We start from the raw sequence: 19,674 nt of genomic DNA on the forward strand, positions 1-19,674 counted from the left end.
CTAAATTATTGAAATTAAAAGCGTTGAGGCTGTCACGAAATAAACGTGCGCTTACCATCGCGTTATCCATCATGCGACTACGATGATGGAACTAACAAGTAGACTACGAGCACGCCAAAAAGGCTGAGGAATCTTATCCTCAGCCTTTTGTCATGACAAATGATTAATATAATGCCCAGGCTTGCATGCCTTGTGCATGGTACAGATTAACAGCTGCGTCGATTTGTTGTTGGACAGAACCGCCGCTGATGTGAATGTTTTGGAATAACCCATAAGCGCCACTAGCGCCGTTCACCACGTGTGGTTGCCAGTTTGATTCACGATTGATGATGTGGTCCCAAGTGCTGGCAGACACGCCCGTCCGTGATTGCATTTGACCTAAAACGTAGCTTTGAAGATTGCCGCCCGTGTAAGTTTCTGGGGCAGGGGTCGTCGCTGCAGGTTCACTCGTTTGAGCAGGTGCCGTTTCAACTGGCGTTGCCGGTGCAGTCACAGCTGGTGTTTCAGCAGGCTGCGCAGGCGTCGCTGCCGGTGCTTGTTGAACCGGGGCCGTTTGAACCGGCGCGGAAGTTACGGGGGCTGCTGGTGTTTGTGTTGCAGTCACTGGAGCAGTTGCGCCCGGAATCCGGAGTTGTTGGCCTGGTAAAATTAAATGGCCGTGAATGTTGTTGGCCGTTTCAATTGACTCGATCGTCGTCTTGTATTCTTGTGAAATTGCCCAGACACAGTCACCCTTCTTAACGGTGTAAGTTGCGTCGGCATTTGCAGAAAGCGTTCCGGCCATCAGTAAGCCAACCGTTGCAGCGGAAGTTGTTAAGATTGTGGTTAATAATTTTTTCAAGTTGTACGCTCCTATTTTTTGAATGTCTCAGTCTAAAATCAGTCTTTGTTGATCAACAAAAATTAGTATAGCGGCGGCTTGTTACTCGTTTGTATCGGGTATTTTAAGAAGCGATTGCGAGATTCTGAGAAAATTATGGCGATGAAATATTTCTGATTGGCATAGAATGCTGTTGAGACGGCTCAAATCATCGTCAATATATCCACGATTAATATAATAAATATGACAAAATTAACGATAAACTAATTTTGAAAACGGGGGATAGTTGCTAGGGTCAGCTAATAATGCCGTCAAATCCGTGATAAAGCTGATAGTTTCACGATAATATCATTAATGGCAGTCGCTTAGTCAATGACTGAACCGTAATCGACACGGGGCGAGTGTCTTTGTTCACAGGTCGTGTGACAACAAGCGCCTTAATTATTGCGGACTGTGGATAACTCGTGCTAGATTTCAATTAAGTTATCCACCCTGTGCATGACAGCGTGCGACTGTGATCTGTTTTAGGCCACAAAAAAAGCCGGGAAAAAACCCGACTTGGATGTGTGTTTGATTTAGATTAAAGGGCCCAAGCAGCCATGCCTTGTGCTTCGTATAAAGCAACGGCGGCGTTAACTTGTTCTTCAACAGAACCACTACTAATGTGCATGTTTTGGAATAACCCATAAGCACCACTAGTACTGTTGACAACGTATGGTTGCCAGTTAGATTCACGAGTGATGATGGTGTTCCAAGTTGAAGCCGAAACGCCAGTCCGTGATTCCATTTGGCTCAAGACGTAGCTCTTTAAGTTGCTACCAGTGTAGGTGGAAGTTGATGAGCTAGTTGATGAAGACGTTGAGCTCGTGGTTGCAGTCGTGTTGCTTGATGAACTAGTTGAAGTTGAGCTAGTTGATGATGAACTAGTCGTCGAAGCACTCGTGCTGTTTGAAGATGAGCTGTTCGTGTTTGATGAGCTCGTCTTGATGGTTAATTTTTGACCAGGTAAGATGTAGTGACCCTTGATGTTGTTGGTCGTTTCAACGTTATTAATAGTTGTGTTGAATTTTTGTGCGATGGCCCATACGGAATCACCGCTCTTAACGGTGTAAGTTGAGTCGGCATTAGCATTGACCACACCGGCGAAGAATAAACCAGCGGCTGCGGCTGAGGTAGTTACGATTGTACTTACAAGTTTTTTCAAATTAAGACACTCCTATAAATTTTGTGTTTATCGATTAAATTACTTACTGACAAAAATCTTAATTGCGATGTCTGTCGCAATCAACAGAACCCAGTCTAACCCCGACGTGTTACTTGTCCGTGTCGCGAATTTTAAGAACGCAATGCAAAGATTACAGAAACCACCTATTTTGTAATGTTCGTAACCGAACTGTGACCTGGCGCCACCGGTCAAAAAATGCTGAATCGGGGTCTATGACGAGCACTGTCAACTAAGTTTAGGCTGCCCTAAAATGAACAATGTTACGTTAAAATCGCTAAAAATTAGCCCGTAAAAAAACCGATTATTTTCGAAATAATCGGTCATTTGGGGTTGAATTAACGTTTTATCAGTATTTTTAGGCGTTATTCTGCGACTGGAAATGGGTCGGCTAAGCCGGATGCCTGCTTTTCAGATTTCGCTTGGGCGAGTTCTTGATTGACGAGTTCACTCGCTTGCGGGTCGTTATATAGGTTCAATTTGTAATCGACTTCCTGCAAATTCCTCATGATCTTGGCTTGCTCAGCCAGAATGGCGTTGCGATGAGCCGTCAGTAATGCGCGGCGCTGCGGAATCGAATCGGGGCCGGCCATCACGTAATCGATATATTGGCGGATGTCGCTGATTGCCATACCGGTGTTCTTTAAACAAATAATCGTATGTAACAAGTGTAAGTCGCCGTCAGTGAAGGCCCGATAGCCCGACTGATTGCGACTGACGAACGGTAATAAGCCTTGTTTGTCATAGAATCGAAGCGTATAGGCACTCAATCCGACCTTTTCCGCAACTTCTTTGATGGTGTAAGTCAAAATAATTCCTCCAAGCGCTTGCCTTAGAGTGTTATCTAAGGTTTATTGTAGCTATATTAACAAGAAATCAATCAAAAAACAATCATTAATACGAGGTGGATCAACCATGCAAAATCAATCATTAATTTTAGTTACAGGTGCCAATGGCTTTTTAGCGAGTCACATCATTAAACGATTGTTGACGGCAGGATACGCGGTGCGCGGCACGTTGCGCTCATTAGACAAGGCCGCTGGTGTGCAACAAACTTTGGCTGGAACGCCCAATTTAGATCAACTTTCCTTTGTCGCGCTCGACTTGACCCAGGAGGCTGGCTGGAATGACGCGATGCAAGGGGTCACGACTGTCATGAGTGTGGCGGCACCGGTCTTTGTGAATCAGGGGCAAGCTTCTGCCGCAGTGGCGAACGCAGCCAAGGATGGCACGTTGCGGATCATGAAAGCCGCAACGGCCGCCGGGGTCAAACGAGTCGTAATGACGGCTAATCTAGGTGCAGTCGGGTTTAGTCGTCTAGATCATCAGCGACCCGTAACCGAAGCCGATTGGACCAAAGTCGACCAGGCTGGGCTCTCATTATACGAGCAATCGAAGTTAGTTGCCGAGCAAGCTGGGTGGGACTACCAGCGGCAACATCCTGAAGGCCCGGAATTTACAACGGTCAATGCGGGCGCGATGCTCGGACCATCATTAAATGGTCACGTTACCGGGAGTTATAATTTGGTCAACCGACTTTTAACGGGTCAGGCGATGCCCAATTTGGTCGTTAATGTCGTCGACGTCCGCGATGTTGCTGATTTAGAAGTTCGGGTCATGACTGCACCGGAAGCGGCTAATCAACGCTACTTAGCGGTTGCACCCAAGCCAGTTACAATGGCCGCCATTCGTACTTTGATTCAACAACAACGGCCCCAATTAGCAGCCAAGCTGACTAAACATTTAGTCCCAGACTGGCTTGTTCACGGCCTGGCCCCATTTAATCGGCAACTCCGCGAAGCCAACTTGATGATGCGGCTCAACCATGACGTCAGCATCCAAAAGGCTGAGCAATTGGGCTGGCAACCACGTACAGCGGACACGGCCGTCCTAGCAGCGGTGGATACTTTGGTGAAGAACAGACTGAAATAGGGTGGAGCGCTCAACGGCTGACGGACAGCGATCCAGTTCGTGGGCACGTTTAAATCATGAGTCATGCAAGACAATTCTATAATATGTCGTAACTGGTCTAATGGTGAAAATTACTGTTAGATCAGTTTTTTAGTGCGGTCATTCAAATTAGATTGGGCTAATTTTAGTAAAAGTATATATTTTTAAAGTAAAAGTGTTGATTTCTAAACCGAATTAGGCTAGTATTATTTCACGAGGAAAGCGTTTTCCAAACTAAATTGTGATTAGAACAGGAGGAGTTTAATGAATAAGGAGCGACAGATGCCCAAGGATTTTTTCTGGGGCAACTCAGTATCAAGTATGCAGACTGAGGGTGCTTGGGATGTGGATGGCAAGGGCCGCTCAGTCTATGATGTTCGACCAGCAACAGCGACAACTTCAGATTGGCACGATGCGATTGACGAATACCATCGTTACGAAGAAGATTTAGATTTAATGAAGGACTTACACTTGAACATGTACCGCATTCAAATCTCATGGTCGCGGGTCGTTCCGGACGGGGATGGCGCCTTCAATGAAGCTGGGATTGCTTTTTATGACCGGTTAGTTGATGCGATGCTGGCCCGGGGCATCACCCCAATGATTTGCCTGTATCATTTCGATATGCCGTTAGCATTGGCCGAAAATGAAAACGGGTTCATGTCGCGCCACACGGTTGATGCGTTCGTTCGCTTCGGTGAGAAGATGATTGAACACTTCGCAGATCGGGTCAAATATTGGATCGTCTTTAATGAACACAATCTGTATTTTACCGATGAAGTGTTCAACATTTCGGGATACACCAAGGGCGACCAGAGCGTGAACGACCTGTATCGAATCTTCCATCACACGATGTTGGCGCACGCACGCCTGGATGATTTTGTGCATCAAAACTATGACGACGTAAAAATCGGCGGCATGTTGGCATACACACCAGTTTATCCAGAAACGGCTAAACCAATTGACGTGATGGCGGCGCGTAAGAGTGATGAGTTTTTGAACAATAACTTGAACGACGCCTACGTCCACGGCCACTATTCACCAGAAGTCTTGCGTTACATTGACCAACACGGGATTGACTACGACTTGCAACCAGGCGACGAAGCCATCATTGCCAAAATGAAAGCGGATTTTTTAGCTTTTAGTTATTATCGTTCCACGGTCATCAATGGGGATAAGATTCCCACGGATGCCGTCCCGAACCGCTATCTCAATTATTCATTTGAGGCTAACCGCTTTTTGAAGGCGAATGAATGGGGTTGGACCATCGACCCACTCGGTTTCCGGAACTTGATTACCAAGTTGTATGACCAATATGAAGTGCCAGTCTTTCCGATTGAAAACGGCATTGGCCTACGGGAACACTGGGATGGCCAACATATGATCGAAGATGACGCGCGGATTGCGTACCATGCCGACCATATCAAGGCAATGAAGGATGCTATGTTGATTGATGGCGCTAAAGTACTTGGCTATCTTGGCTGGGGATTGATTGATATTCCAAGTTCACATGCTGATATTGAAAAACGCTACGGGGTCGTTTATGTCAACCGAACCAATCATGATCTAAAAGACTTAAAGCGGGTTCCTAAGAAGTCATACTATTGGCTTCAAGGGGTCCTAGCAAAAAATGGAGATGAATTGTAATGGAAAATAGTAGTAATGGTGCTGTTAGCAATTTCATTAACAACAAAGTTCTACCACCGATAATGAAGTTCGTTAACACCAAACCAGTTAAAGCCTTACAAGACGGGATGGTTTACGCGTTACCATTTATTATCATTGGGTCCGTATTCTTAATCTTATCCAATATTCCAATTCCAGCAGTCGCCGCAGTCGTTAAGGCGTCTGGTTGGGCCGCTTTCTTTAACCAAGCTTATACCGTGACGTTCGGGGTACTGTCACTCTGGGCCGCTGTCGGGATTGCTTATGTGTATGTCCGCAATGAAGGTTACGAACCATTACCAGCTGGTTTGACCTCCATGGCCGTATTCTTACTTTTGCAAACGCTTAACATTGCCAATCCACTGGTTGCTGCAATGGGTAAAGCCGGCACTGGGATTACGAATGCTGCCGGAAACGTTGTGATGTCGGGGAGTGCCGTTTCACAAAACATTGATAAGTTGCCAAAAGTCCTACAAGATTTCGTGCAAGCACCAGTTACTGGTGTCATCAACATTACTTGGCTGGGTGGCCAAGGGATGATTGCCGCCATTATCGTTGGGATTTTAGTTGGTTGGGCTTACTCATCAATGATTCGTAAGGGTTGGAAGATTACCTTGCCAGAACAAGTTCCTGCAAGTGTTGCCAACCAATTCACTGCCATGATTCCTGCCGGCGTAATTTTAATCGTCGCAATGTTGATCTTCGCTGCTTTCAGTGCCCTTGGTAACACTGATATGCTGCAATTCATTTACAAAGTCCTACAAACGCCACTACAAGGGTTATCAGACTCACTTGGTGGGGCCTTAGTCATTGCATTCTTAGTCCCATTCTTCTGGTTCTTCGGGGTCCATGGTGGGTTAATCATGGGTGCCATTACCAGTGGGTTATTGATTCTGAACACGTTCGACAATGCTTCATTATATAAAGCAGGTAAGTTGACCGTTGCTCAAGGTGCCCACATTGTGACGAACGAATTTTACAATAACTTCATTAACTTAACTGGTTCTGGGATTACGATTGGTCTGGTTATCTTTACGTTATTCGCTGCCAAATCAGTTCAATTCAAGACCATTGGTAAAGCTGAATTTGTTCCTGCATTATTCAACATTAACGAACCATTCTTGTTCGGGTTACCAATCGTTATGAACCCATTCTTGGCAATTCCATTCTTCTTGACACCAGTTATCGTCGCCTTATCAACGTACTTGGTGATCTACTTTGGAATCGTACCACCACTGAATGGTTTCGCGGCACCGTGGACGACGCCAGCGATTATTTCTGGCTTCCTGATTGGTGGCTGGAAGATGGCGATTTGGCAAACGATTACGTTGGTTATGTCAACCGCAATCTACTTCCCATTTGCTAAGAAGTACGATGCTATTTTGACGAAACAAGAAGGCGAAAAGGCTGCTGCAGAAGCTGCTGCCGGCAACGCCGAAATCGAAAAGATGTAATATAGAAAGGAATTAAGTGATTATGGCTGAAAAGATTATCATGTTGGCTTGTTCTGCGGGCATGTCAACCTCACTACTGGTTTGCAAGATGGAAGCGGCTGCAAAGAAGGATGGCGTGGATTACAAGATTTTTGCGACATCCGCGGCGGATATTGACCATCAATTGAGTCAAGATCCCCATCCAGACGTCTTATTGTTAGGCCCACAAGTTCGTTATATGGCGAATGATGTGAAGAAGAAGACGGATAATGCTGGGATTCCGATGGACATCATCAATATGTCAGATTATGGCATGATGAATGGTGAAAACGTCTTACAGGCGGCGGAAAAATTACTCGGCGATCGATAAACGGGTTTCAACCGGGGAAGTCGATGCAATCGTGAATCACCAATGTGTGCGGTGGTTGCTTTAACTCGATTGCGACTTGTCCGAGTGATAATCAAACACTAACCAAATCCTAGATCGTTTTGGTTGTGGGTATCACATACCTATATGTTACGAGTCTTCACTGGCGGTGCTGGTGGGGACTTTTTTTAGAGTGTGAGGTCCGAACGGGTTGGGACTGAGGATTAGCTTAGCAACGATGGTGGCTGGGTGGGCTTCCCAGTCATCATCGTTGCTAGGCTAACCGGAAGTCCCAGTTCGGCTCGAACACGTTTCGGCAATATCGCAGTAGTAGCGCGGTTTGTGCATTGGACCTTTAGCGTAGCAAGCGCAGACTTCAGCGGCCTCGAACACGTTTCGACAGTATTGCAGTGGTGGGCTTCCCAGCCATCATCGTTGCTAGGCTAACCGGAAGTCCCAGTTCGGCTCGAACACGTTTCGGCCATCAATCAAACAGCGATTTAAACCAAATTAATGATAAGAAACAAAACTTTTTTACAACTTTCCCTTGACCTGAAACCCGTTCGAGCAGTTAGGATAAAGGTAATCAAAGATGGTAGCTGGCCAGCACCATAATCAAATTGGGAGGGTTTATCATGAGTTTATTTTCATTCGGTAAAAAAGTTAAATTGTACGCCCCAGTTGATGGGACGCTGGTAGATTTGTCAACGGTCGCAGCGGATGAGACCGGGTTTGCGGTTACGCCTGACCGTCATCATATTTTTAGTCCGATTACCGGGACGGTCAGTGCACTGATCCCTGAACAACGCGCGATTAAGTTGTCGACTGCAAGCTCGACGTGTTACTCAAAATGGGGACGAATATGAGTGAAACACCTGCGACCTATGTACACGAGGGCGAACAAGTGACACCGGAAACACCATTAGCTTTCGTTGACCAAGAACAGGCTAACGAGAACAATGAGGATACGACGGTGATGGTGATTGTGGATAACGCGGTTGAACATGCTAAAGGGTTGAAATTATCCACAAGTGGACAAGTCAGTCATGATCAGGAAGTCGCAACCGTTGTGGCTAAGTAGCTTGAGCGGGTATTTCAATCGCGCTGGACATGGCCAACCAACCGTGTTTAGACGGCTTGTTCAGTATCGACGAGCCACAGTGAACAAAGCAATATTAAATGAATAAAACCTGATTTGAAGTGACGATGCGCTTCAAATCAGGTTTTATTTGGATTTCGGTTAATTGGCCGCAGATTTCGGGCCGCTTTGTTCCAACGCGGCAAGTTCAGCTTGATACGCGGCGTTGATTTTGTTCAGTTGTTGGTGAAAGTCTGTAATGAGCTTGTTCATCTGAATTTGATATTTTTCATCTAAGGAGAAGCCATTGCTGGTATTCTTCTGCGGTGTCGTCGTCTGATTCAAGTAGCGCTTATAATCATCATCCGGCTGAAGTTTCTCATATAAGTCCACGTTATCGAGTAAGCGGACGATGCGGTTATATTTACCAGTAAACGTCCGCCGCACGATTTGAATGCGATGGCGATAGACGTAACAGCCGGCTTGAATGACTTCGTCTGGTTCCGGATAGGTCGAACTGTCAGATTCAAAATGGCGTACGACAGCCGGAACGATTTGGTTAATCGCGTAGTTGATGGTCGGTGTAATCAGGGCGGTGGCAATTTTCGTCTGTTGCAACTGGTCCTGTTCAGAGTGCGCGGTTGGTGTGAACACATCACTGGATAAAACGTCGGGATTGGTAGTCGTTAGATCGACGAATTCCCACAATAAGACGTTGAATTCAGAGTGGTTGAGTCCCGTTTCTTTGAAGACCGTCGTGACGTAATCGGTCAGACTGCCATAGCGAATGTAGTTAACCGGTACCTTAAAGAAGACAGCCAACTTTTCCATCCGTTCAGCGTTTGCCAGCGTACGTCCTTTCTCCCAATCATTGATGGTACTTTTTCCGGCTAAACCAACGGCAGATGCTAGTTCAGCCATACTTAAATTCGCGGTTATCCGGAGTTCGTGAATCCGGTGACCGACTTGTTGTTTATTAATTTGCAACGCAAGTGCCCCCCAGTTTTGACTAACTCTAGTTTAACATAGGACATGAATCGCTTTCATGATTATTGTCGATTTCGTCACTCAGACTGGGCTGCAAATGACGCAAAAAATCCCAGTCCAATTCAGACTGGGACGAACACGATTTTAATGATGGATTCGATTATCGATAATCGGCCGTTTGACTATAAATACTTCTGAACGATTGCCATCAAGGCCGCACTATTGTTGACGGGCCAACCATCAAGCTTGATGTCATACGGCTGACTGGTGCCTGGTGAAATGCGGCCAGGAATCGCAAGTTTTTGATGGTGGTCGTGAATGATCAGTAGAAACGAAGCCGTGTCGCAGAGAATCGTCACGTGCGCTGCCAACCAAGTTCCAAGTAATTGCGTCAGTGGCTGATTCACACGGGCCAGCCCAGGCGTTCCCTCATCAATGACGGCAGACCAGTAGCCGTCCAAGTTAAAATCATGTACTAAGGGTGTCAATTGTTGCATGTTGAAAGCCTCCCCCAAGGTTTAGTCGGATATTAAATCGAGTCGTGCACGTAAAGCAGCTGCTTACGACCGATTGCTCGGCAATGGGCCGATTGTGCTTTTTTAGACTGACATCGTGTTCAGTCTAAAAAAGCTGACGCTGGTAGCTGCAGATGGCTGTCAATCGTTCGTGGCATCGGTGACTGACTAGACGCCAGCTATGACTGGTTGACCTGTCGTCTGTTCATCATTGCAACGCAAACGTGCACTCGTTATAATTGTTACTTTTAGCATACAAGTAAGCGCTTACTAATGCGAACATTAGCACTTATCCCGCTAGATTAATAAGGTCGCTTTACAGCAACGACTTTAGTCTGCACTCGGCGTATACTAGAAGTAACGATTGGTGAGGGAGTGACGAGTAGTGTTACATCGAATTGCAGTTTTGGCAGATATTCACGGAAATTTGACGGCGTTACAGGCGGTGCTAGCGGATGCCCGGCAGCAGGGAGCCACAGATTATTGGTTTTTGGGTGACTTATTTTTGCCTGGCCCGGGAGCCCAACAGCTTTATCAAACGTTAGCGGACGTTGCACCATCCGTCTGGCTACAGGGCAACTGGGAACAGGGGATTAACGCGATCATGACGGGCACCGGCCGTTTAGAAGAACCGTCAACGATTTATTTTGCGCGGCTGACGGAATACCTGGTCACCCATTTACAGTCGGCGCAGTATGAAGAATTGATTCAGCGACCGATTGCGACTCAGTTAACGCTAAACGGTTTGACGTTCCAATTAGCGCATAATCAGCCAGAACGTTCGACGGGCCACGACCTCTATCCAGCTGGTGAACAGACTAGTTTTGATCATTTAGCGGGGGATGCAGACGTTGCCGTTTATGGGCATACGCATCAACAAGTCATGCGCGTGAGTCAGCGGGGGCAATTGATCATCAATCCGGGCGCCACTGGACAACCGTACAGTCCGTACGCGAAGTTCATGGCGGATCAGCGGGCGAACTATGCACTGTTGACGGTCACGGATGCGGGACAAATCAGTGCGGAATTTCGCAAAGTGACTTATGACATTGAACAGGAGTTGGCGCTTGCGCGAAAACAAGACTTACCTTATATGAAATTGTATGAACATCTGCGGCATACTGGCTATACGAGCACGCATGATGAAAAATTGCTGAAACAACTGAACGACGAGTACGGGTATCAGGCAGTCGTCCAAAAGTTTTTTGGCCCCCAGCGTGACAATCAGTAGCGAGCGTCTTCGTTAACTTCTATAATAGAAGGGACAGTTGTGACAAAACGAGGAGGAATTTCATGAATTTTGCACCATCCGAGTGGTTTGGATTTAATCGCCGCGTCAAACACGATATGACGTTCACAAAAACGATCAATGGTGAGACGAGTACCAAAAAAGTGTACGCCCGGTTTAACGTGTGGGCACTATTGTTCACTTGGTTCTATGCGCTGTTCAGTGTTCGTTGTCGGACGCCATTTATCGCGCTGAAAACGGCCGTGCCGTTCTTAGGAATGGTCTTACTAAACATGGTTGTTCAGTTATTCTTCACTGAACAGATCGCATTATCAATTAATCTACTAGGCGACATTTGGTATGGGTTTATGTTTGAAACTTGGTTCCGCAACCAATTGATCGCTAATGGTTACCAGGAAGTCGCTCAATAATAACCTGATTAGGCATGGCTCAATTGTCGGGCAAACCTGCCAACTGATAAAACTGAAAAAATCGTTTCAAGAATCCAGACAGCATTTTTGAAACGATTTTTTAGTTGTATCGAAAGGTATCACGAGCTATTTTGCATGACGGTCCACTGAAGTTTCGGATTTTAGTTGCGTCTACACACAAATAATATCGTTTCTTTACAAACCTCTGTCTAAACACTTTACATTAGTTAACTATGCTTAATATTGCAGTTAGTTTTACTATAAAAAATGTGGAGTGATAATTTAGTAATGAAGCCGCGTGTTTTAACGACCTTATTCGTATGTACTGCAATTTTAACGACCACGGTGAGTCCAGCGATTGCCGCTGTGACCCCCGTGGATACGCCAAGTGAGCAAGTCGCTGTTCCGGCTGCGAACGTTACGGTGCCAACCCCGATCGTCGATTTAGGAGTGCAAAATCGGCAACTGGTAGACCATGCTGGTAAGACGCAATGGCAATTGGTGGGCCAACCGTCAGTGACCAAGACGCCAGAATTTGATGATCAAGTCTTGAATTTTGATGGCAAATCCGCGTTTTACACCACTTTCACGGATGACCAATTCCGTCAGATCCAGAGTGGTATGGCGGTTGAAGCCTACTTCAAATATGACCCAGCCGCTGATGCCGGTCACGAACATGAGATTTTCTCGAGCCAACAAGGTGGTGGCCTCGGCCTCGGCGTTGAAAATAATCAAGTGGTTTTCTATGCCCATGATGGTGCCGGCTACAAAACGCCTAAAGGGCTGCTGCATAAGGGCCAGTGGGTGCATGCGGTCGGTGTGATTGATAAAAATAAGACGGCGAGTCTGTATCTTGATGGCAAATTGGTGCAACAAGTGGCCATGCCGGGTGATTTGAAGCTGGCACAAAATACCAAGGATTTCGTCCTAGGTGGCGATGCCGCACCTGGCTCACACGTGCAGTCGATGATGACGGGGCAAATCAAGCAGGCCCGATTGTATGACCAAGTACTCACTCCTGAACAAGTCAGCCAATTGAACGATCAAGCGCAACAGGGCAAGCATGCAGTAGCGCCCGTTGAACAGTCTGTAGCGACGCGTTTGGTAGGAGCGAAGCGCATTGCAGCAGGCCATACTTATGGGCTGAATGTACACGCCCGGCAACTAAAGGCAACGCCAGCGCAACCGTTGACCATCGATGTGGTTTATGATGCCAACAAGTTCGATTATGTCGGTGCTGAACGACTATTGCAAGGCAATCAGACGCAGGTACAACTCGTTCAGCCGGGACGGGTCCGCGTGACGACGACCGCTAATTTGTCGACGGCTGATTTCAAGAAATACGCCCAGACTCGACTGGCACATCTTAATCTAAAAGCCAAAACGGCGGGTGAGACGCAAATTCAATTGGAACAAAACACCAAAAACACGACGGTTCAATTAGGACCCGCTCAATCCGTTGAAATTCAAGGAAAATACGCCCTTGATTACAATGATGACGGTATTATTGGGGTCGGTGACGTGGCCTTAGCTTCCGCAACTGACCAAGTCGCTGCCGCTAATCAGGCTGAAATCAAGCCGTATAAACACGTGGTCGTTTTGACGACGGACGGTGGTGGTAACCCCTGGGATCCAAAGGGGATGTACTATGCGCAAGGGACTAAAACACCCGCATGGACGACTGACCCGGTCATTATGAAGAAGCGTCGCAACACGTACACGATGGATTTATTCAATAAACAGTTTGCGATGAGCACGTCTGCGCGGGCAGTTTCGCCAGCAATTTCAGCTCAAAACTACATTTCTATGCTGCATGGACGGCCATGGAACACGTTACCTAAGGAATACCAAGGCACTAACGGGTCAATGGGACAAGAATACTTTGCCGATTTTGATAAACCACAAGCGTTGTTCCCGTCCGTCTTCAAGATGCTTCAAGCTGAGAACCCAACTCGTGGCGCCGCGGCCTTTTCAGAGTGGGGCCCAATCGTGAACAGTATTGTTGAACCAGATGCAGCTGTGATGACCAAGCAGTCCGCTTCGTTGAAATCCTTTGACGATGTCGCCAACTACATCGGCTCATCTGAGTTTAAGAACACCGGTCTAGTGTACATGCAAAGTGATTACATGGATGGTCAGGGCCATAGTCGTGGCTGGTATAACGATAATTATTGGGATAAGTACGCGCAATATGACGGCTTATTCAAGCGCGTCATGGACAAGCTAGAAGCAACCGGGCACATCCATGATACGTTAGTGATTGCTAACGCGGACCACGGTGGCGCCGGGACCAACCATGGCGGCTGGGATGAATATAACCGCAGCATCTTCATGGCCCTTGGTGGCGAAACGGTGGATAGCGGTCGCCGACTACACGGCGGTAGCAACGCGGATGTGAGTGCGCTGATTTTAAACGCCTTGCAAGTACCACAAGCCCCACAAATGTTCGACAGTCAGGTCTTTGACACGTCAGCCTTCCTCAAGCAAACGGAGCTGACTAAGAAACACCGCGCGGTTGAAACGCTGAAGTTAAGTCGCAATGACCACGAAGCACAAGTGCAAGTGACGAATGCTCAGAAGCGGCAACTCACCGCGTTTGATTTGCAATTCGACCTCGCTGGCCGTGACGTTGCGGACGTTCAGGTCCCAACGGGTGTCAAAATTTTACGCCGAACGGTGGCTAACGGACAATTACGTTTGACCGTCAGTGCGAGTCAACCCGTGACGAATCTGGTAACGATCAAGTTAGTGCCAAGCAAGGCCAAAGCAGCCAAGACGATCATGTTAAGCCAAGCGATGGCGGCAACCGCCGATGGCACGGAAGTCTTAGTCGACCTTGACAACGATAATCCGTTAACGACGCCAGCTAAACCGGATGAAAACGGGTCAAGTACGACCAAACCAGATGGTAACGGCAATACCGTGGTTAAACCGGATGGCAATGAGTCAAGTACAGACAAACCAGATGGTAACGGCAATACTGTAGTTAAACCGGACGAAAATGGTTCAAGCACCACTAAACCGGATGGCAACGGTAATGTTGCAGTTAAACCGGATGAAAATAGTTCAAGTACTGAGAAACCAGATGGCAACGGTAATACTGTAGTTAAACCAGATGAAAATGGTTCAAGTACCGAGAAACCAGATGGCAACGATAATGTTGCAGTTAAACCGGACGAAAATGGTTCAAGCACCACTAAACCAAATGGTAACGGTAATACTGTAGTTAAACCAGATGAAAATGGGCCAAGTACCACAAAACCAGGTGGTAGCGGCAATGTTAAGCCAGATGACAACAAGTCAAATGCCGCTAAACCCGATGGTAACGCCAATACGCCGGCTAAACCTGGCAAAGGTGGAGATGGCACGTCAACGGCCAGCACCAATGGGACGACCTTACCTGAAACGAATACTGCGACTAATGGCGCACATTCGACCACGAAGCCCCATCATGGTAGCTGGTTACCACAAACCGGTGAAGCGATTCAACGTTGGTTGGCGGTCGCAGGGAGTCTCTTATTGATGATTACTGGTGGCTTAGCCGTATGGTGGCGGAAGCGTCACGCCTAGCGTAGATTAACAATGCCACAGTGATTTAAATAGCACCATGTCGACGAGGGCAGTTCTGAAAAACGAGAGTTCGCTTCAGAACTGCCCTTTTGTACACAAGCTAGTTAAGTAGTAGGCGGACTAAACGTCTGATTGCTAGCTATCGGAACGGGGCATGTGACTGACTAGGGGGAATCACACTCGCATAACTAGTTGATGGTGCTTACACGTCTCGAATTATAAAGATTGTTAGTATTTTAGTTAGATTTCGTTGCAATAAACTAACTAACGTGCTATGCTAAGTTCCAATTAAATTGACGCGTTAGGGTGTTGCCAAAGCGTAATCTCTGGTAAACTTAATGACCAATAGTCACAGTTTAAGTCTTGTTACATCACAAGACTGTTGGTGCACATGACAGTGAAGTAAGGTAGGGTGAATTAGCGTGAGTTACTTAGAATTAAAGGATATTCACAAAGCCTATTATTTAGGTAAACAAGCCTTCCCAGTTTTGAATGGGATTAATTTAACTTTCGAACGTGGCGAGTTCGTGGCAATTTTAGGTGAATCTGGTGGCGGGAAGTCAACGCTGATGAACATCATCGGTGGGCTGGACCGGCAATTTGAAGGCCAAGTCTTGCTTCAAGGGACCGCGTTGGATCATCACCAAGAAAAACAAATGGACCAGTATCGCCGAGAAACCATCGGCTATATTTATCAGTCCTATAATTTGATCAATCACTTGTCGGTTTTAGATAACGTTTTGATTTCATTGGATATGACCAAGCTCAATCGTGCTGCACGTGAACAACGGGCCAAGGAATTGTTGGCGAAGGTCGGATTGACTGATCAAATCAAGAAGTATCCGAACCAGTTGTCTGGTGGGCAGAAACAACGGGTCGCAATTGCCCGGGCACTCGCTAGTGACCCGCAAATCATTATTGCGGATGAACCGACTGGGGCGCTGGATTCTGAAAATACGGCGGATGTGCTGAAATTGTTGGACCAAATTGCAGAAGAGGGCCGGTTAGTGATTTGCGTGACCCACTCTGAGGATGTTGCCAACGCCGGGACGCGCATCGTTCGATTAGCGGATGGCCAGATTACATCGGATGACCGGATCAAAGCCGCCTATCCAGTTGACGAAAATCGGCAACAAATTCCTGCGCGCAAGTTGCCATGGTACGTACCGATGAGTACGGCGTTTAAGCACTTACGCTACACCTGGACTTGGAACCTAATCATTATTATTGGGACGGCCATTGGGCTATTTGCGGTGATGCTATTCAACGGCCTAGGCAACGGGCTCAAAGGCTATATCAACCAAGAAATCAATGATATGGTCAATCCGCGGGTCGTGACGGTCAGTCGGTATCAGAAGACGAGCCAAAACCAACGTGGTGGCGGCGCCCAAGCTAATAATCAGCAGGCCGCCGCAATGGGGGTCAGTTCGACGACCACTAGTCAACCGACCTTTAGTAGCACACAATTGGCACAGCTGAAGAAGGTTAAACACGTTCAGACGGTTCAACCGATTATTAGTGCAAGCAACGCGACACTGTCAATTGGATCAAAAGACTATACGGCATCCACGCTGACAACTTGGACGGCTTCCAACCGGAAATCCATTATTAAAGCGGGTCATACGGCTGGTAAGAATGAAATTGTCGTTGATAAAGACACGGTTGCCAAGAAGTGGTCGTCTAAGAATTGGAAGGACTTAGTTGGTAAGAAAGTGACCGTCTCCTTCCAGACGACCAATGCCAGTGGTAAGTCAGTAACCGTCAAGCAACAGTTAACCGTTGCGGGGATCACTGAAAGCACGACTGGTGGTGCGGTCAATGCGGTTTCGTACGCTACCATGAAGGCGATGCGTTCGTCGAAAGATTTGAGCACGAAACCGACTTCTGTCGCGGTTAAAGTCGATTCTCGAAATCACAATGACGCGGTCACGAAGCAAATCAACAAGCTCAAAACTGGCGGTAAGCGAACTTATCGGGCCACGAGTATTGCCAGCATGCTAGACACCGTCAACACGTATGTCAACTTAGCGACGACCATTTTGGCCGCGATTGCGGGTATCTCATTACTTGTTTCAGCGTTGATGATTATCGTGACGATGTTCATGTCCGTTAGTGCCCGTAAAAAGGAAATTGGAATTTTACGTGCACTCGGCGAAAGTCGGGGCGATATTCGCCGCTTATTCACGAGTGAATCGCTCATTATTGGGGTCATCAGTGCGCTGCTCGCCACGGGAATTGCCTATGGTGTCGGGGCTGCGCTGAATAAAGTCCTCTACCAAATCGCCAGTTACAATATGATAGAAATTCATCTCAGCAATGTTGTTTCGACCTTTATCATCGCCCTAGTAATCGCGCTATTAGCGGCAATTCTACCAGCATGGCGCGCTGCTCGCTTGAATCCAATTGATGCGTTAGCTGCAGATTAGTGCTTAACGCTGACTGGGCAAGAACGTGACAAGCTTGGTGGCGATATGAAGCGATGCTAACGTGTCAGAATCGTGTGATTGCTGGTATGAGCTGTCAAATCAGTTCAAGAAAAACCGCCAGTACGTCACTTAATTAGTTCATGATTTAAAAGTAACTATCGAAATCAATATTGATCTGCTATTCAGCAGTCAACCAGAAGACGTCCGCCATTGCGGGTTAAGCACATGCTTATCCGCGCTGGTGGGCGTTTTTTGCGTGGTGCGGCTATCTGATTGTGGACTGACTAGTAACGATTCACTTTTCAATTGGATGCAGCTTTTACTTTACATATGTCGAATTTGACATATAATAAAGGCAACGATAAAAGAGTGGGTGATGGGATGCACTATGGGATTTTAGCGATAACCTTTTTGAGCGTTAATTTGGACTTCTTCTTTATGTTGGTGTTCTTACTCAAAAAGTACCGGTTATCACAGGTTATTTGGGGTTATTTCCTGGGAAATATGATTTTACTGACAGCGAGTTTCTTTATCGGTCGGACGTTAACGTTGTTCTTGCCGGAATGGTTACTCGGTGTGTTAGGAATTTTGCCAATCTGGCTGGCGTTTCATGACGATGATGACGCGCAAGCGGACCGTTCTGGTCGATCACCAGTGTTGAACGTGCTGGTGACGTATTTGGCGGTATGTGCGGGCTGTAATTTATCGATTTTCTTGCCGGTCCTCGTTGGCGAGAGCATGGCGCATTTCTTGATGACGTTGGTATTTATTGGCGTGTTAACGGTGCTAGTAGTGATTATTATTAAACAATTGGCGACATTGCCAGTCGTTCAACGAGTGATCACGGCACACGGTGAACGGTTAATGAAGATTTGTTATGTGTTGATTGGCTGCTACGTTTTCTGGGATAGTGGCCTAATCAGTCACTTGTTAGCACTGTGGTGATAACTGGGAACGGAGGCCCATGGATGGAAGTTAGCGATCAACTATTAGCCGAAGCCGCTAAAATCTATAAGGTACTCGGCAATGTGAATCGGATCAAAATATTGCGCTTTTTAGAACGGCACGAAGCGGATGTGACGGCCATCGTGAGTCACGTGCAACTGCCGCAACCACAAGTTTCTCACCAATTAGCGATTTTATTTCAGTATCAATTGGTGTCTAAGACTAAGCGCGGCAAGCACGTTTACTATTGCTTAGATGACCCCCATATTTTAGAAATGGTGGATGCCATGATTGGGCACGTGGCGCATGAAATCAAGCATGAGCCCCATCACGATTAGCGGAGGATAATGTGAAAGTTAAATTAACGAAACGGCAACTGATCGTCGGCGCTGCGCTACTGGCACTGCTACTGATTGGGCTATTAGTCTATCGCTATCATGGTACCTGGGAGCTCGTTCAACACCGGGTCTTCAACCAAGATGCGCTAGTCGCACAAGTGCGGCGACATCGCGCCGTAGACATTGGGTTAGTGGTACCCTTATTGATTTGTTTTTCAATTATTCCGGGCGCACCCGTTGCGACGATCAGTGTCGTCGCCGGAATTTGTTTTGGCAAAGGACTCGGTGCTGTCCTGAATATTATTGGGATTACGCTGGGAAATTTGATTGCACAGCGATTCTTCGGCCGGGTGACTGCTCATCGGACGCAAAAATCGTCAAAACTCGTGACCGCGATCGGTAACATGCGGCATCCGCTACTCGGCGTCATTATTGGCTACACCGTGCCGTTTATTCCGACTTCATTGGTGAGCTTGGCTGCTGTCGAAACAGCGGTGACACGACGACAATTGGCGTGGGCGACGCTAGTAGGGAGTATGCCGACCGCCATTATTTATGCCTGGGGTGGCGATGAATTAATCAAGGCTCATTTTAAAAACGCCGCGCTCGTGATTGGCATTGTCATTTTATTAGTGGGCTTACTATGGCTGATTCACCATGACCGCCGGCGCGCGCCAGTATCGGATGAAGAAGTGTAGT

18 protein-coding genes are annotated in these 19,674 nt (G+C 47.0%); 13 read left to right on the plus strand and 5 right to left on the minus strand.

Features of this window, described 5'->3' with window-relative positions; all coding sequences use genetic code 11:
* Positions 1-163: 163 nt before the first annotated feature.
* The 3 genes from KGF70_RS03845 to KGF70_RS03855 form a co-directional block, all read right to left on the minus strand.
* Entirely contained in the window at positions 164-841 is a 678-nt protein-coding gene (locus KGF70_RS03845; RefSeq protein ID WP_216767652.1) for a LysM peptidoglycan-binding domain-containing protein, read from the minus strand.
* A gap of 559 nt (positions 842-1,400) precedes the next feature.
* Complete coding sequence (locus KGF70_RS03850) at positions 1,401-2,024, minus strand: LysM peptidoglycan-binding domain-containing protein (RefSeq protein WP_050340131.1); 624 nt, start codon at positions 2,022-2,024, stop codon at positions 1,401-1,403.
* Between the two features lie 383 nt (positions 2,025-2,407).
* On the minus strand, positions 2,408-2,851 hold the full coding sequence (locus KGF70_RS03855) for a MerR family transcriptional regulator (protein WP_216767651.1): 444 nt from the start codon (positions 2,849-2,851) through the stop codon (positions 2,408-2,410).
* 106 nt (positions 2,852-2,957) lie between these two features.
* Between KGF70_RS03855 and KGF70_RS03860 the strand changes: the two genes are divergently transcribed.
* The 6 genes from KGF70_RS03860 to KGF70_RS17210 all read left to right on the plus strand — a co-directional run bounded on the left by KGF70_RS03860 (position 2,958) and on the right by KGF70_RS17210 (position 8,538).
* Positions 2,958-3,974 (plus strand): NAD-dependent epimerase/dehydratase family protein, encoded by a 1,017-nt coding sequence (locus KGF70_RS03860; protein ID WP_216767650.1) that lies wholly within the window; start codon positions 2,958-2,960, stop codon positions 3,972-3,974.
* A 282-nt stretch (positions 3,975-4,256) separates the two neighbouring features.
* Positions 4,257-5,639, plus strand: coding sequence for a glycoside hydrolase family 1 protein (locus tag KGF70_RS03865; RefSeq protein ID WP_050340134.1), 1,383 nt, complete (start codon positions 4,257-4,259; stop codon positions 5,637-5,639).
* Complete coding sequence (locus KGF70_RS03870) at positions 5,639-7,111, plus strand: PTS sugar transporter subunit IIC (RefSeq protein WP_216767649.1); 1,473 nt, start codon at positions 5,639-5,641, stop codon at positions 7,109-7,111. The genes KGF70_RS03865 and KGF70_RS03870 overlap by 1 nt, the downstream gene beginning before the upstream one ends.
* Positions 7,112-7,133: 22 nt before the next feature.
* Positions 7,134-7,460, plus strand: a complete 327-nt coding sequence (locus KGF70_RS03875) for a PTS sugar transporter subunit IIB (protein ID WP_216767648.1) — start codon at positions 7,134-7,136, stop codon at positions 7,458-7,460.
* A 632-nt stretch (positions 7,461-8,092) separates the two neighbouring features.
* The gene (locus tag KGF70_RS17205) at positions 8,093-8,323 is read left to right on the plus strand and encodes a PTS glucose transporter subunit IIA (RefSeq protein WP_253954683.1); all 231 of its coding nucleotides are present in this window, start codon (positions 8,093-8,095) and stop codon (positions 8,321-8,323) included.
* Positions 8,320-8,538 (plus strand): hypothetical protein, encoded by a 219-nt coding sequence (locus KGF70_RS17210; RefSeq protein WP_253954682.1) that lies wholly within the window; start codon positions 8,320-8,322, stop codon positions 8,536-8,538. Before KGF70_RS17205 ends, KGF70_RS17210 begins: the two co-directional genes overlap by 4 nt.
* Positions 8,539-8,697: 159 nt before the next feature.
* Here KGF70_RS17210 and KGF70_RS03885 read toward each other — a convergent pair whose 3' ends face one another.
* Both KGF70_RS03885 and KGF70_RS03890 read right to left on the minus strand, forming a co-directional pair.
* Positions 8,698-9,522 carry a helix-turn-helix domain-containing protein gene (locus KGF70_RS03885; protein WP_088770749.1) on the minus strand — a complete coding sequence of 275 codons (825 nt, stop codon included), beginning with the start codon at positions 9,520-9,522 and terminating at the stop codon, positions 8,698-8,700.
* A gap of 182 nt (positions 9,523-9,704) precedes the next feature.
* The gene (locus tag KGF70_RS03890; RefSeq protein ID WP_050340138.1) at positions 9,705-10,019 is read right to left on the minus strand and encodes a hypothetical protein; all 315 of its coding nucleotides are present in this window, start codon (positions 10,017-10,019) and stop codon (positions 9,705-9,707) included.
* A gap of 403 nt (positions 10,020-10,422) precedes the next feature.
* Between KGF70_RS03890 and KGF70_RS03895 the strand changes: the two genes are divergently transcribed.
* The 7 genes from KGF70_RS03895 (at position 10,423) to KGF70_RS03925 (ending at position 19,673) form a co-directional block, all read left to right on the plus strand.
* Positions 10,423-11,268 carry a metallophosphoesterase family protein gene (locus KGF70_RS03895; RefSeq protein ID WP_216767647.1) on the plus strand — a complete coding sequence of 282 codons (846 nt, stop codon included), beginning with the start codon at positions 10,423-10,425 and terminating at the stop codon, positions 11,266-11,268.
* Between the two features lie 62 nt (positions 11,269-11,330).
* Complete coding sequence (locus tag KGF70_RS03900; RefSeq protein WP_101872897.1) at positions 11,331-11,696, plus strand: hypothetical protein; 366 nt, start codon at positions 11,331-11,333, stop codon at positions 11,694-11,696.
* 288 nt (positions 11,697-11,984) lie between these two features.
* The gene (locus tag KGF70_RS03905) at positions 11,985-15,266 is read left to right on the plus strand and encodes a LamG-like jellyroll fold domain-containing protein (protein ID WP_216767646.1); all 3,282 of its coding nucleotides are present in this window, start codon (positions 11,985-11,987) and stop codon (positions 15,264-15,266) included.
* A gap of 422 nt (positions 15,267-15,688) precedes the next feature.
* Positions 15,689-17,692, plus strand: a complete 2,004-nt coding sequence (locus KGF70_RS03910) for an ABC transporter ATP-binding protein/permease (RefSeq protein ID WP_216767645.1) — start codon at positions 15,689-15,691, stop codon at positions 17,690-17,692.
* Positions 17,693-18,073: 381 nt separating this feature from the next.
* Positions 18,074-18,637, plus strand: a complete 564-nt coding sequence (locus KGF70_RS03915) for a cadmium resistance transporter (RefSeq protein WP_216767644.1) — start codon at positions 18,074-18,076, stop codon at positions 18,635-18,637.
* A 23-nt stretch (positions 18,638-18,660) separates the two neighbouring features.
* Complete coding sequence (locus KGF70_RS03920; protein ID WP_088770753.1) at positions 18,661-18,975, plus strand: helix-turn-helix transcriptional regulator; 315 nt, start codon at positions 18,661-18,663, stop codon at positions 18,973-18,975.
* A gap of 11 nt (positions 18,976-18,986) precedes the next feature.
* Complete coding sequence (locus KGF70_RS03925) at positions 18,987-19,673, plus strand: TVP38/TMEM64 family protein (protein ID WP_105919641.1); 687 nt, start codon at positions 18,987-18,989, stop codon at positions 19,671-19,673.
* Position 19,674 lies beyond the last annotated feature (1 nt).

The sequence above is a fragment of the Lactiplantibacillus sp. 7.2.4 genome (assembly GCF_018991185.1).
Lineage (GTDB): Bacteria > Bacillota > Bacilli > Lactobacillales > Lactobacillaceae > Lactiplantibacillus > Lactiplantibacillus pentosus.